Annotated in this window: 13 protein-coding genes; 4 read left to right on the top strand and 9 right to left on the bottom strand. The window is 61.5% G+C overall.

Going from position 1 to position 12,976, the window contains the following annotated elements; translation table 11 throughout:
* Nucleotides 1-65: 65 nt before the first annotated feature.
* Entirely contained in the window at nt 66-950 is an 885-nt protein-coding gene (gene dapA, locus V6M61_RS01685) for a 4-hydroxy-tetrahydrodipicolinate synthase (RefSeq protein ID WP_332774820.1), read from the top strand.
* A 241-nt stretch (nt 951-1,191) separates the two neighbouring features.
* Here dapA and V6M61_RS01680 read toward each other — a convergent pair whose 3' ends face one another.
* From V6M61_RS01680 to V6M61_RS01655, 6 genes are all read right to left on the bottom strand, one after another.
* A complete protein-coding gene (locus V6M61_RS01680) occupies nt 1,192-1,443 on the bottom strand; it encodes a MoaD/ThiS family protein (RefSeq protein WP_332774819.1) in 252 nt (83 codons plus the stop codon).
* Nucleotides 1,444-1,453: 10 nt separating this feature from the next.
* On the bottom strand, nt 1,454-2,731 hold the full coding sequence (locus V6M61_RS01675; RefSeq protein ID WP_332774818.1) for a molybdopterin molybdotransferase MoeA: 1,278 nt from the start codon (nt 2,729-2,731) through the stop codon (nt 1,454-1,456).
* Nucleotides 2,732-2,873: 142 nt separating this feature from the next.
* Nucleotides 2,874-3,398: a molybdopterin-guanine dinucleotide biosynthesis protein B gene (gene mobB, locus V6M61_RS01670; protein WP_332774817.1), complete on the bottom strand. Its 525-nt coding sequence runs from the start codon at nt 3,396-3,398 to the stop codon at nt 2,874-2,876.
* A gap of 75 nt (nt 3,399-3,473) precedes the next feature.
* Complete coding sequence (locus V6M61_RS01665; RefSeq protein WP_332774816.1) at nt 3,474-4,994, bottom strand: threonine synthase; 1,521 nt, start codon at nt 4,992-4,994, stop codon at nt 3,474-3,476.
* On the bottom strand, nt 4,994-6,328 hold the full coding sequence (locus V6M61_RS01660) for a homoserine dehydrogenase (protein WP_332774815.1): 1,335 nt from the start codon (nt 6,326-6,328) through the stop codon (nt 4,994-4,996). Before V6M61_RS01660 ends, V6M61_RS01665 begins: the two co-directional genes overlap by 1 nt.
* Before the next feature lie 66 nt (nt 6,329-6,394).
* Nucleotides 6,395-7,618, bottom strand: coding sequence for a pyridoxal phosphate-dependent aminotransferase (locus V6M61_RS01655; protein ID WP_332774814.1), 1,224 nt, complete (start codon nt 7,616-7,618; stop codon nt 6,395-6,397).
* A gap of 174 nt (nt 7,619-7,792) precedes the next feature.
* Between V6M61_RS01655 and V6M61_RS01650 the strand changes: the two genes are divergently transcribed.
* The 3 genes from V6M61_RS01650 (at nt 7,793) to V6M61_RS01640 (ending at nt 10,634) form a co-directional block, all read left to right on the top strand.
* A complete protein-coding gene (locus V6M61_RS01650) occupies nt 7,793-8,182 on the top strand; it encodes an Mth938-like domain-containing protein (RefSeq protein WP_332774813.1) in 390 nt (129 codons plus the stop codon).
* 122 nt (nt 8,183-8,304) lie between these two features.
* Nucleotides 8,305-8,781 (top strand): peroxiredoxin, encoded by a 477-nt coding sequence (locus V6M61_RS01645; protein ID WP_332774812.1) that lies wholly within the window; start codon nt 8,305-8,307, stop codon nt 8,779-8,781.
* Nucleotides 8,782-8,948: 167 nt separating this feature from the next.
* Nucleotides 8,949-10,634: a PhoH family protein gene (locus V6M61_RS01640; protein ID WP_332774811.1), complete on the top strand. Its 1,686-nt coding sequence runs from the start codon at nt 8,949-8,951 to the stop codon at nt 10,632-10,634.
* 179 nt (nt 10,635-10,813) lie between these two features.
* Here the strand turns inward: V6M61_RS01640 and dnaB are convergent, their stop codons facing one another.
* The 3 genes from dnaB to rpsR form a co-directional block, all read right to left on the bottom strand.
* Nucleotides 10,814-12,226: a replicative DNA helicase gene (gene dnaB / locus V6M61_RS01635; RefSeq protein ID WP_332774810.1), complete on the bottom strand. Its 1,413-nt coding sequence runs from the start codon at nt 12,224-12,226 to the stop codon at nt 10,814-10,816.
* A gap of 168 nt (nt 12,227-12,394) precedes the next feature.
* Nucleotides 12,395-12,847 carry a 50S ribosomal protein L9 gene (gene rplI / locus V6M61_RS01630; RefSeq protein WP_332774809.1) on the bottom strand — a complete coding sequence of 151 codons (453 nt, stop codon included), beginning with the start codon at nt 12,845-12,847 and terminating at the stop codon, nt 12,395-12,397.
* Between the two features lie 11 nt (nt 12,848-12,858).
* Nucleotides 12,859-12,976 (bottom strand): 30S ribosomal protein S18 (gene rpsR, locus V6M61_RS01625; protein ID WP_332774846.1); only part of this gene is annotated, 118 nt, incomplete at its 5' end.

Below are 12,976 nucleotides of genomic sequence, written 5' to 3'. Positions count from 1 at the left end.
CACACCACCTCTTGTTCTGATGACGGCCTTTCAAGCCGGTCTGTTTTTTTTAAGGATGTGTCTTCATGCAAACAACGCGCCATTTGAACCAGGATTTTTCGGGACTCTGGATTCCACTCATCACCCCCTTCGATCACGGCAACGTTGACCATGCGTCTTTAAAGCACTTGGTCGCGCACTACCGCTCCAGCGGCATTGCGGGCCTGGTCGTCTGCGGCTCCACCGGCGAAGCAGCGGCCTTGAGCGATGAGGAGCAGCTTGCGGTGCTGGAAACCGTCATGAAGGAAGCGCCCGGTTTACCGGTCGTCATGGGCTTGTCGGGCTACCACCTGGGCAAAACGGCGGCTCGCATCAAGGTGCTGGGCACGCTTGGCCTTGCGGCCATCCTGCTGCCGGCGCCCAGTTATATCCGGCCCGCCCAGGCCGGACTGATCGAGTGGTTTACCCAGTTGGCCGACGCCAGCGCCGTGCCGGTGATTCTTTACGACATTCCCTACCGCACCGGTGTGAAGATCGAGCAGGGCACCCTGCTGACGCTGGCCGGCCACCCGCGCATCTGCGCCATCAAGGATTGCGGCGGTGACGCGGCCAAAACCAAGGCGCTGATTGCAGATGGCCGGCTGCAGGTCCTTTGCGGCGAGGACGCGCAAATCTTTTCAACCCTGGTGCAAGGTGGCCGGGGCGCGATCGCCGCCGCGGCCCATCTGCACACCCGGCGTTTCGTCCAGATTTTGCAGCTGATCCAGGCCGGTGAGTTGGCGCAGGCCAACGCGCTATGGGCGCCCATGCAGCCGCTGATCGAGGGGCTGTTTTCAGAGCCCAACCCGGGTCCGTTGAAAGCGCTGCTGGCGCGCCAGGGTTTGATTCGCGACGAATTGCGCAGCCCGATGACCAGGGCTTCGGCCGCGCTGGCTGAACGCCTGCACCGGCTTGATGAATTGATTGTTTAACCTAGAAACCGCAGTTGGACGCGCCCGAGTGGGCCGTCATGGGGTGGGCTGGCAAGGCGTGACGACGCTGCGGGCTGATGCCCGCAAGGAGGAGCAACGCCGCCAGCGCGCGCCAGGGCGGCTCAATCGGGTGCGTAGCGCTGTCACCCAAAAAATGAACTCGTGCGTGAGCGAATAAGGTTGTGTTCATGTGGTCTTGCCAGCGGAATATGAGCGGTCAACTGCGGTTTCTAGGTTTAACTCAGCCGCCGGTGACGGGCGGAAAGAAAGCGACCTCGCAGCCCTCGCTCAAGCGCGCCGACTCGTCGCTCATGACCTGGTTGAGCGCCATGCGAACGGACTTGCCGCGCGCCAGGCTGTCGGCATGCGCGGGGCTGGCCGCCAGCAGTTCATCGCGCAGGGCCGACAGGTTGACGGCGGAGGTTTCCCGCACCTCACTGCCCTGCCCTATGGCTTCGCGGATGGAGGCGAAGTATTTGACCGTGATTTTCATACGATGGTTTTCACGAGAGAAGCGCCGAAAACGGGATGAACTGCACCGTGTCACCCGGCGCGATGGTTTGGCCCGCCGGGTTGTCCACCAGCCCGTCGCCCCAGACGGCCGAGGTCAGCACGCCTGAGCTCTGGTTCGAAAACAGGTCCAGGCCGCCGGCCGCATTGCGCCGCACGCGCAGAAACTCGCGGCGTTTATCGGCTCTAGCCCAGGTGAAATCTGCACGAATAGCTATTGAATTGATAGCAACCTGGTCAACCCCCTGCAGCTTGAGCAGAAAGGGGCGCACCAGCAGCAAAAAGGTCACCAAGCTGGACACCGGATTGCCTGGCAACCCGATGAAGTGCGCGCTGCCCACCTGGCCATAAGCAAACGGTTTGCCGGGTTTCATGGCGATCTGCCACAGGTTCAACTCGCCCAGCGCCTGCACGGCAGGCTTGATGTGGTCTTCCTCGCCGACCGAAACCCCCCCGCTGGTCAAAATCAGGTCGTGGTGCTGGCTTGCGCCTTGCAGGGCGGCTATCGTGGCCTGCCGCTGGTCCGGCACGATGCCCAGATCGGTCACCACACAGCCCAGCCGTTGCAGCAACGCCCGCAGAAAGAAGCGGTTGGAGTTGTAGATCGCACCCGGCTTCATCTGTGAAGGCGGAACTTCACCGGGCATCACCAGCTCGTCGCCGGTGGAAAACAGGGCGACGCGCACGGGGCTGGTCACCACGAGCTTGTCAAACCCAATGCTGGCCGCCAGCCCGAGCTCGGCCGGCGTGAGCCGCTGGCCTTGGCGCAGCACCACGGCGCCACTGGCCACATCTTCGCCACGGCGCCGTATCCACTGGCCGGGCGCCGGCAGCGCCTTGATGCGAACCCCGGCGGCCGAGGCGCCCCCCGCTTCCAGGGTTTCCACGATTTCGCAGTCTTCCTGCATCACCACGGCATCGGCACCGGGCGGAATCGGGGCGCCGGTAAAAATCCGCGCGGCAGACTGCGGCTTTAGCGCATGGCCCGTGCTGCCGGCAGGAATGCGCTGGGTGACTTGCAGCAAGGTACCGGCCGCCAAGTCAGTGCAGCGGACGGCATAACCGTCCATGGCGCTGTTGTCATGCGCCGGCACATCCAGGCTGGAGACCAGGTCCTGGGCCAGTACACGGTGGTCGGCATCAAAAGTGGAAACGGTTTCGACACCCGACAGCGGCGCGGCCTGGGCCAGCAGCTCGGCCAGCGCCGTATCGAGTGGCTTCAGGGCCGGGCGTGAAGAAGCGGCGTGGCTGGACGGGGAGGCGATGCTCATGACGGTTGACTCGAACGGAGATCTGGAAAGAGTTAGGGCCAATTTTCCGACGGGCCGCCCCTAGGAAAATTAGCCCCTTTCCCGGGTGAATGGGGCAGCGCAACGCCGGAGGTACGCGAAGCGACAAGCGTGGGGGCCATAGCTAATCAAACGAGTATTCAAACCGGTCCTGATTGTTGACCAGGTAATCGGCCACGGCATCAGGGTTGTTCAAATCCAGCACCGGCCGCAAGGTTGCTTCGGGCAACTGCTCCGGTGAGTCGGTGGCAATCGCCGCAATGAAATCGTCGTCCGGGTAACGCGCCGGTTTGCCCGCCTCGGCGCGCCAGATCTCGATCTTGAGCAGGTCGCTGTCCTTGAAGCCTTCCACCAGCACCCAGTCAACACCGCTGTAGAGCTCGGCAATGAGCTGATGCACCGACAGCTGGGCCGGCTTTTCAAACTCACGCATCAGGGCCAGCCGGTGCTGCGAGGCCACGACCACCTCAAAGGCCCCGGCTTCACGATGGCGCCAGGTGTCCTTGCCGGGACGGTCAATGTCAAAGCTGTGGTGGGCATGCTTGACAACCGATACGCGCAAGCCGCGCAACTTGAGCGCGGGAATGAGCTTTTCAACCAGCGTCGTTTTGCCAGAACCGGAATAGCCGGCAAATCCAACCACTTTCATGGGCGCGCCTTCCAGCGTTTTTCACTATCAATTCGATAGCTGCTTGCGCAGTTACCATACGGGCTGGATACCGATTTAATGCACATGGTCGGCAATGTAGGCCATGACCTGCGCCACGTCGGCCGGCAGCACCTTGACGCGCTTGGGCAGCGCTTCAATGCCTTCAAACCTGGCAGGCCGCTGCGGGCTCAGTCCCAGCGCCTCTTCAATGGTTGCCGCAAACTTGATGGGCAAGGCGGTTTCCAGTACAACCATGGGCACCCCGGCCGTGAGGTGCTCGCGCGCCACCTTCAGGCCATCGGCGGTGTGCGTGTCTATCATGGTGCCAAAGCGCTGCCAGGTGTCACGAATCGTGTCCAGGCGGTTGGCATGCGTGCTTTTGCCACTGGCAAAGCCGTAGCGCTGGGCTGCATCCTGGAAGGCGGCTTCCGCGCTCAAATCAAACTGTCCTTTCGCGGACAGCTGCGCGCCAAACAACGCCTGGGTCTTGGCCCCATCGCGGCCCAGCAGGTCGAACATAAAGCGCTCGAAGTTCGAGGCTTTGGAGATGTCCATGGACGGGCTCGAGGTCTCGTGCGTGTCGGCGCTGCCGCGCACGCGGTAGACACCGGTGCGGAAGAACTCGTCGAGCACGTCGTTCTCGTTGGTCGCCACCACCAGCTTGTCGATAGGCAGGCCCATCATGCGGGCCACATGGCCGGCGCAGACATTGCCGAAATTGCCCGAAGGCACGGTGAAACTGACCTTCTGAAGCGGGGAGCCCTCACCCCTGCCCTCTCCCAAGGGGAGAGGGAGTAAGCCCGAACCCTCTTTCTTTGCTCCCTCTCCCTCTGGGAGAGGGTTGGGGTGAGGGCTCGTGGCCTGAAAATAGCCGGCGAAGTAGTAAACAACCTGGGCCAGCAAGCGCGCCCAGTTGATGGAGTTGACCGTGCCGATCTTGTACTGGCGCTTGAAGGCCAGGTCGTTGGACACCGCCTTGACGATGTCCTGGCAGTCGTCGAACACGCCTTCCACGGCCAGGTTGTGGATGTTGGCGTCCTGCAGGCTGAACATCTGCGCCTGCTGGAACGGGCTCATGCGCCCGTTCGGGCTCAGCATGAAGACGCGCACGCCCTGCTTGCCGCGCATGGCGTACTCGGCCGCGCTGCCGGTGTCACCGCTGGTGGCGCCCAGAATGTTGAGCACCTCGCCACGCCGCGCCAGCTCGTACTCGAACAGGTTGCCCAGCAACTGCATCGCCATGTCCTTGAAGGCCAGCGTCGGGCCGTTGGACAGGGCTTCGAGGTACAGGCCCTCTTCGAGCGGCTTCAGGGGAACGATCTGCTTCGTGCCGAAGGTTTCCTCTGTGTAGGTCTTGTGGCAGATCGCCCTGAGGTCGGCGGCAGGGATGTCGTCGATGTAGAGCGACAGCACTTCAAACGCGAGGTCGGCGTAACCGGACTGGGCGTAGATGCCGCGCCACTTCGCCAGGGTCGCAGCGTCAACCTGCGGATAGCGCTCGGGCAGGTACAGCCCGCCGTCGGGCGCCAGGCCCTCGAGCAGGATTTCGCAGAAATGTTTGCGGTCGGCGTGGCCGCGGGTGGAGACGTACAGCATCAGTTCAGCTCTTCCTTGCGAATCCGCGTGATGGGGGCCAGCACGGTCGGCAGGGCTTGCATCTGGGCCAACGCTTCGTTCATCGTGCCTTCGCGTGTGTCATGGGTGAGGATGATCAGGTCGGTCTGCGTGGAACCCTCGCCGCCGACTTCGTCGGCTTCGCGCTGCAGTACGGCGTCAATGCTGATGCCCGCGTGCGCCAGGATGCCCGTCACCGTGGCCAGCACGCCCGCCTCGTCGGCCACGCGCAGGCGCAGGTAGTAGCTGGTCACGACCTCGCTCATGGGCAGCACGGGCAGGTCGCTCATGGCCTGATCCATCGTGTGAGGCTGGAACGCCAGGTGCGGCACGCGATGGAGCGGGTCGCTCGTGTGCAGGCGTGTGATGTCCACGAGGTCGGCAATCACGGCGCTGGCGGTCGGCTCGCTGCCCGCGCCCTTGCCGTAGTACAGCGTGGTGCCCACTGCATCGCCGTGCACCACCACGGCATTCATCGCGCCTTCGACATTGGCAATCAGGCGCTTCGAAGGCACCAGGCTGGGATGCACGCGCAGCTCGATGCCTTGGGCCGTGCGTTTGGTGATGCCCAGCAGCTTGATGCGGTAGCCCAACTGCTCGGCGTATTTGATGTCCTGCGCGGCGAGCCTGGTAATGCCTTCCACGTAGGCCTTGTCGAACTGCACCGGAATGCCGAATGCGATGGAACACATGATGGTCACCTTGTGCGCCGCATCCACGCCTTCAATGTCGAAGGTCGGGTCGGCTTCGGCGTAGCCCAGGCGCTGCGCTTCTTTCAGCACCACGTCAAAATCCAGCCCTTTGTCGCGCATCTCGCTCAGGATGAAGTTGGTCGTCCCGTTGATGATGCCGGCAATCCACTCGATGCGATTGGCCGTGAGGCCTTCACGCAGCGCCTTGATGATGGGAATGCCGCCGGCCACCGCCGCCTCGAACGCCACCATCACGCCCTTGCGATGGGCGGCTGCAAAAATCTCGGTGCCATGCACGGCCAGCAGCGCCTTGTTGGCCGTCACCACATGCTTGCCCGCCTCGATCGCCTCCATGACCAGTTGCTTGGCGATGCCGTAGCCGCCAATCAGTTCGATCACGATGTCGATGTCGGGATTGGCGATCACGGCGCGCGCATCGCTGACCACCTGCACGCCCTCGCCCACCGCGGCCCGGGCCCGGGCCGTGTCCAGATCGGCCACCATGGCCACTTCAATGCCGCGACCGGCGCGGCGCAAGATTTCTTCCTGGTTGCGCTTCAACACGTTGAAGACGCCACTGCCCACGGTCCCTATGCCCAGCAGGCCAACTTTGATCGGTTTCATATTTGCTTCGAGTCTTCTTTAAGTCTTTAATGCTTGCCGCCCTTGACGGGCTTTGAAAAAATTGGATCAGGCGCAGCTCTTGCGGTAGGTTTCAAGAAACTTGGCAATACGCCCAATGGCTTCGCGCAAATCGTCTTCATGCGGCAGGAACACGATGCGGAAATGGTCGGTAGCCGACCAGTTGAAGCCCGTGCCCTGCACCAGCATCACCCGGGTTTCCTGCAGCAACTCCATGAAGAACTGCTGGTCGTCCGCAATCGGGTAAACCTTGGGGTCCAGGCGCGGGAACATGTACAGCGCCGCCTGCGGCTTGACGCAGCTGACGCCGGGGATGGCCGTGATGAGTTCGTAGGCCAGATCGCGCTGGCGGCGCAGGCGCCCGCCCTCGCCTGTCAGGTCATTGATGCTCTGGTAGCCGCCCAGCGCGGTCTGGATGGCCCATTGCCCCGGCACGTTGGCGCACAGGCGCATGTTCGACAGCATGTTGAGGCCCTCGATGTAGTCGCGTGCCCGCTTCTTGTCGCCCGACACCACGAGCCAGCCCGCGCGGTAGCCGCAGGAGCGGTAGCTCTTGGACAGCGAGTTGAAGGTCAGCGTGAGCACGTCGTCCGACAGGCTGGCGATGGCCGTGTGTTTCGCGCCGTCGTACAGCACCTTGTCGTACACCTCGTCGGCAAAAATCACCAGGCCATGCTGGCGCGCGAGTTCAACGATGGCCTTGAGCAGTTCGTCCGAATACAGCGCACCGGTCGGGTTGTTGGGGTTGATGACCACGATGCCCTTGGTATTGGGCGTGATCTTGGCGCGAATGTCGTCCAGATTGGGCATCCAGCCGTTGTCTTCATCGCAGTGGTAGTGCACCGGCGAGCCCCCGGAAAGGCTGGCGGCGGCCGTCCACAGCGGGTAATCGGGCGCGGGCAGCAGCAACTCATCGCCATCGTTGAGCAATGCGTTGGTGGCCATGACGATGAGTTCGCTGGCGCCATTGCCCAGGTAAACATCGTCCAGCGTCACGCCCTTGATGCCTTGCTTCTGGGTTTCGTGCATCACCGCCTTGCGTGCCGCAAAAATGCCCTTGCTGTCCGAATAGCCTGACGAAGTGGGCAGGTTGCGGATCATGTCCTGCTGGATCTCTTCGGGCGCGTCAAAACCAAACACCGCCAGATTGCCGATATTGAGCTTGATGATCTTGTGACCCTCGTCCTCCAGCTGCTTGGCGCGGTCCATGATCGGGCCCCGAATGTCATAGCAGACGTTGGCTAATTTGGCAGATTTGGTAATCGGTTTCATGACGACTTCGGTAGTACTTCAGCAAAGGCGGCGCTTGCAACAGCGTAATGCCCTTTCAATTGCAAGGCCATGTTTGGGCGGAATCTATAATTTGACCACATAAAAGCCGGTTTTCGCTGGCAAACACTGGCGGGCAGCCCTTGCCGGCAACCGTTTTAGCCCCACCTGCGCACCATGAAACTCCAACCCGATCGCCTCGACGTTCAATCCATCCTGGGCTACGGACCAGGCTGGATCGGTTTGGGCAGCAACGGAGTGGCTGAAAAAATCGAACGCAGCATCGTGATTGGCTCGCGTGGTGAAAAATTCGACTGGAACTGCCCGCAATTCGAGCAGCTCACCGCGGCCCACTTTGATCGGTTGGCCGAAACCCGGGCTGAACTGGTGATTTTTGGCAGCGGCAGCCGCTTGCGCTTTCCCCCGCCGGCGTTTTTACGCGGCCTGATGGCACAGCGCATCGGCATCGAGACCATGGACACGCTGGCCGCCTGCCGCACCTACAACATCCTTGCCGGTGAAGGGCGTCACGTGATTACGGCCCTGCTGATTGGCCCTACAGCCTGAGCATAGTACTTTCAGGGTAAAATCTAGGGTTGCGCTTGGGTCAATGCCTAGGTTAACCACCCAAGCCTTGCCAGCCCAGGTCACGGCTAATTACAACTACTTTCGTCAGGGTCTACTCAAGTATGGCAGTCGTCGTCAATAAACCACTCCCCGAATTTGAAGCCAACGCCACCAGCGGCGTCAAGGTCTCGAACCAGACCCACGTCGGCCAGGTCGTCGTGTTGTACTTCTACCCGAAGGACAATACGCCCGGTTGCACCACCGAGGCCATGCAATTTCGCGACAAGTACAAGGATTTCGTCAAGGCGGGCGCCACCGTCTTTGGCGTGTCCCGCGACAACATGAAATCGCACGATGAGTTCAAGGCCAAGCTTGAGCTGCCTTTCGAGCTGATTGCCGATACCGAAGAAAAAATGTGCCACATGTTTGGCGTGGTCAAGAACAAGATCATGTACGGCAAAAAAGTCAAAGGCATCGAGCGCAGCACCTTCCTGATCGGCGCCGATGGCCAGCTCAAGGAAGAATGGCGCGGCCTGAAGGTGCCCGGCCACGTCGATGACGTTCTCAAGGCAGTGAAGGCCCTGAAAAAGGCCGCCTGAGCCGGCAGTGAGGCCAGTTGGCAACAAGCCCTTGGCCTGTCAGATGAGTCGTGCATAATGGCCTCATGCTGTTGTTCTCCTCAACTGCGTCCAATGAAAAAGCCGCCCTGGCCTCAAGGCGGCTTTTTTGCTTTTTGGAACCAACACCCTAGAGAGTTTTAAGCACCATGCCCCTGCCCCCCGCCCCGACCAAACGTGCCTCCCTCCTCTCTACCGACGCCTACGATGCGCCGGCCCGCTCGCCCTCCAAGGCCGGGCGAAAGACGGAAAGCACTGAAGTCGACCAGAAACTGCCGGTACTGGACCTGTTTGACAACCGCTCTGCCGGTGGCGCCAGCGACCATGCCGAGGCTTATATAGCGAAAGCGCCATCGCGCCCGGCCAAAACAGGCGCAGTCAGCTATAAAAAGGGTAGCGAATCAGTCGCCCGGCCGGCTGCCAAGCCGAAAAAGCCCAAACACATCGGGCCGGCCAAGCTGTTTGTGCTGGACACCAATGTGCTGATGCACGACCCGATGTGCCTGTTCCGCTTTGAAGAGCACGACATCTTCTTGCCCATGATCGTGCTCGAAGAGCTCGACGGCCATAAAAAAGGCATGACCGAGGTGGCCCGCAATGCGCGCCAGACCAGTCGCTCGCTGGATGCGCTGGCAGGCGCCCAGGGCGCCGACATCGGCAAGGGCCTCAAACTGGACACCACCGGTCACCCGGAAGCTGGCGGCTCCCTGTTTTTCCAGACCAAGCCGCTGGACTACAGCCTGCCGCTAAGCCTGCCGCAGGGCAAGGCTGACAACCAGATCCTCGGCGTGGTCGAGGCCTTGCGCAAGGAATACGCGCCACGCGAAGTGGTGCTGGTCTCCAAAGACATCAATATGCGCGTCAAGGCGCGCGCCCTGGGCCTGGCCACCGACGACTACCAGAACGACAAGACCCTGGAAGACGGCGACCTGCTGTATGCCGGCTCGCTGCCCCTGCCGGCTGACTTCTGGACGCGCCAGAGCAAAACCATCGAAAGCTGGCAGCAAGGCAGCCACACCTTTTACTGCATCACGGGGCCGATTGTGGCCAGCCTGCTCATCAACCAGTTTGTGTTTTTTGAAGCACCTGGCGAGCCGCCGCTGTATGCCCGCGTGACCGAGATCCGGGCCAAAACCGCCGTCCTGAAAACGCTCAAGGATTACAACCACCTGAAAAACGCCGTCTGGGGCGTGACCACCCGCAACCGTGAGCAGAATTTCGCGATGAACCTGCTGATGGACCCGGAGGTCGATTTCGTCACGCTGGCCGGCACGGCAGGCACCGGCAAGACGCTGATGGCCCTGGCCAGCGGCCTGACCCAGGTGCTCGACGACCGGCGCTACACCGAAATCATCATGACCCGCGCCACCGTGTCGGTGGGTGAAGACATCGGTTTTCTGCCCGGCACCGAAGAGGAAAAAATGGGCCCCTGGATGGGCGCGCTCGACGACAACCTGGAAGTACTGGGCAAAACCGACAGCGGCTCCGGCGAATGGGGCCGCGCCGCCACCAACGAGCTGATCCGCTCGCGCATCAAGGTCAAGAGCATGAACTTCATGCGCGGCCGCACCTTCCTGAACAAGTACGTGATCATCGATGAAGCGCAAAACCTGACGCCCAAACAGATGAAAACGTTGATCACCCGCGCCGGCCCCGGCACCAAGATCATCTGCATGGGCAACCTGGCCCAAATCGACACGCCCTACCTGACCGAAGGCTCATCGGGCATGACCTACGCAGTCGATCGCTTCAAAGGCTGGCCGCACGGCGGGCACATCACGCTGGCGCGTGGCGAGCGTTCGCGGCTGGCTGATTTTGCGAGCGAGGTGCTCTAAGGTCATGTAGTCCCGCGCTTCGTTTTTCAGTCCAGCGCAAAAGGCCAGGTCAAAAGACCTGGCCTTTTGTGTTTTGGTGGTGCTGAAGGTTTTCAGCTTGGAAATTAGCCTGGTCGAAAATTGCTATCGATTAAATAGCTACTCACGCAATATTGGCCTAGGCTACCCACTGTTTTAACTTAATACCCATCGCCAGAACCACCCGCCAAACTCTCAAACTTGGTAATGCGGTTGATGAACGCCAGCTTCACGGTACCGGTCGGGCCGTTACGCTGCTTGCTGATGATGACCTCGGCCACGCCGGGTTCCTTGCAGGCGTCTTTGGTGTAGTACTCGTCGCGGTAGATGAACATGATCACGTCCGCGTCCTGCTCGATCGCGCCCGACTCGCGCAGGTCGCTCATCATGGGGCGCTTGTCGGTGCGGGCCTCCACCCCGCGGCTGAGCTGCGACAGGGCGATGACGGGGCACTGCAGCTCTTTGGCCAGCATCTTGAGGCCGCGTGAAATCTCGCCCACGGCGGTGGCGCGGTTTTCCTCGCTCATGCTTGACGAGACGCTCATCAGCTGCAAGTAGTCAACCACGATCAGGCCCAGCTTGCCGCACTGGCGGGCCAGGCGCCGCGCGTTGGCGCGCAGCTCGCTCACCGTCAGGCCTGGTGTTTCGTCGATGTGCAGCGAGATGTTGCGCAGCTTCTCGATCGCCTCGGTCAGGCGTGGCCACTCTTCATCGGTCAGCTTGCCGGTGCGCAAGTGGCCCTGGTCGATGCGGCCAATGGAGCCGACGATACGCACCGCCAGCTGGGAGGCGCCCATCTCCATCGAGAAGACCGCGACGGGCAAGCCCTCGTTCAAGGCCACATGCTCGGCAATGTTGATGGCCAGCGCGGTTTTTCCCATCGACGGTCGTGCCGCCAGAATGATCAGGTCGCCGGCCTGAAAGCCCGAGGTTTGCCGGTCCAGATCGTAAAACCCGGTGGGCACGCCGGTGATGTCGTTCGGGTTTTCCGACATCTCGGTCACGCGGTCCAGCAGGCTCACCACCAGGGTGTCCATGCTCTGGAAACCCTCTTTCATGCGCGAACCTTGCTCGCCAATCTTGAAGATCTTCTGCTCGGCTTCGTCGAGAATGGTGGCTACGTCTTTGCCCTGGGGGCTGAAGGCGTTGGTCGCGATTTCGTCACTGGCGGCCACCAGCTTGCGCAGGATGGAGCGCTCGCGCACGATCTCGGCGTAGCGGCGGATGTTGCTGGCGCTGGGCACGTACTGCGCCAGCGAATTGAGGTAGCTGAGCCCCCCGACCTCGTCGGCCTTGCCCAGGTTTTGCAGGTGTTCGTAAACCGTGATCACGTCAGCCGGCTTGGTGGCGTTGATCAGGGCGCCCACCGCGGCATAGATCAGCTGGTGCTCGTGCCGGTAAAAGTCCTGGTCGGTCAGCAGATCGCCCACCCGGTCCCAGGCGCCGTTGTCCAGCAACAGTCCGCCGAGCACGCTGGACTCCCCTTCGATCGAATGCGGTGGAACACGCAGCTGGGCGATCTGGCGATCAGAGCTGTAACCGGGTTCATCGAAGGTGGAGAGGACGGCAGACATGGGTTTCCTTGGCAACCTTAAATGCTATCGCCGTGGCATGCCGGCGTCATCGCATAAAGCTGTTTATAAGTCGTGAATAACAGGGGCACAACCCTGTAAAAGATGTGAATTGCCGCACCATTGAAAAAGCCGCTCAGTGAGCGGCTTTTTCGGGAGCAGCGAGGCAGCTTAAGCCGTTTCGCCGTACACGGTGACCGTGATGTCCACCGTCACATCGGTGTGCAGTGCAACGCTGACATCGTGGTCGCCCACGGTTTTCAGCGGACCGTTGGGCATGCGGATTTGCGCTTTGGCAACCGGGAAGCCCTGCTTGGTCAGCTCTTGCGCGATGTCGAAGTTGGTCACGGAACCAAACAGGCGGCCATCCACGCCGGCTTTTTGCGTCAGCTTGATGGTGGTGCCACCGAGCTTTTCGCCTTGAGCCTGTGATTCAGCCAGCTTGGCGGCGGCAAATTTTTCAAGTTCAGCGCGCTTGACTTCGAATTCCTTGATCGCCACGGCGGTCGCGCGGCGGGCGCGGCCGGAAGGAATCAGGAAGTTGCGTGCGTAACCGTCTTTGACCTTGACGACTTCACCCAGGTTGCCCAGGTTGACGACTTTGTCGAGCAGAATGATTTGCATGGTCGCGCTCCTTACAGGCTACGGTGCTGGTCGCTGTAAGGCAGCATCGCGAGGAAGCGAGCGCGCTTGACGGCGGTGTTGATCTGGCGCTGGAAAATCGCGCGCGTGCCGGTCAGGCGTGCGGGGATG

Source organism: Polaromonas sp. (assembly GCF_036676035.1).
Classification (GTDB): domain Bacteria; phylum Pseudomonadota; class Gammaproteobacteria; order Burkholderiales; family Burkholderiaceae_C; genus Polaromonas.
The sequence above is the reverse complement of the archived record's forward strand: the minus strand, read 5'-3'. Positions and strand labels throughout refer to the sequence as shown.

Excerpts from the sequence above, each read along its gene's own strand:
- dapA (WP_332774820.1), top strand. The coding sequence starts at position 66 with ATGCAAACAACGCGCCATTTGAACCAGGATTTTTCGGGACTCTGGATT.
- V6M61_RS01680 (WP_332774819.1), bottom strand. The coding sequence starts at position 1,443 with ATGAAAATCACGGTCAAATACTTCGCCTCCATCCGCGAAGCCATAGGG.
- V6M61_RS01675 (WP_332774818.1), bottom strand. The coding sequence starts at position 2,731 with ATGAGCATCGCCTCCCCGTCCAGCCACGCCGCTTCTTCACGCCCGGCC.
- mobB (WP_332774817.1), bottom strand. The coding sequence starts at position 3,398 with ATGAAAGTGGTTGGATTTGCCGGCTATTCCGGTTCTGGCAAAACGACG.
- V6M61_RS01665 (WP_332774816.1), bottom strand. The coding sequence starts at position 4,994 with ATGCTGTACGTCTCCACCCGCGGCCACGCCGACCGCAAACATTTCTGC.
- V6M61_RS01660 (WP_332774815.1), bottom strand. The coding sequence starts at position 6,328 with ATGAAACCGATCAAAGTTGGCCTGCTGGGCATAGGGACCGTGGGCAGT.
- V6M61_RS01655 (WP_332774814.1), bottom strand. The coding sequence starts at position 7,618 with ATGAAACCGATTACCAAATCTGCCAAATTAGCCAACGTCTGCTATGAC.
- V6M61_RS01650 (WP_332774813.1), top strand. The coding sequence starts at position 7,793 with ATGAAACTCCAACCCGATCGCCTCGACGTTCAATCCATCCTGGGCTAC.
- V6M61_RS01645 (WP_332774812.1), top strand. The coding sequence starts at position 8,305 with ATGGCAGTCGTCGTCAATAAACCACTCCCCGAATTTGAAGCCAACGCC.
- V6M61_RS01640 (WP_332774811.1), top strand. The coding sequence starts at position 8,949 with ATGCCCCTGCCCCCCGCCCCGACCAAACGTGCCTCCCTCCTCTCTACC.
- dnaB (WP_332774810.1), bottom strand. The coding sequence starts at position 12,226 with ATGTCTGCCGTCCTCTCCACCTTCGATGAACCCGGTTACAGCTCTGAT.
- rplI (WP_332774809.1), bottom strand. The coding sequence starts at position 12,847 with ATGCAAATCATTCTGCTCGACAAAGTCGTCAACCTGGGCAACCTGGGT.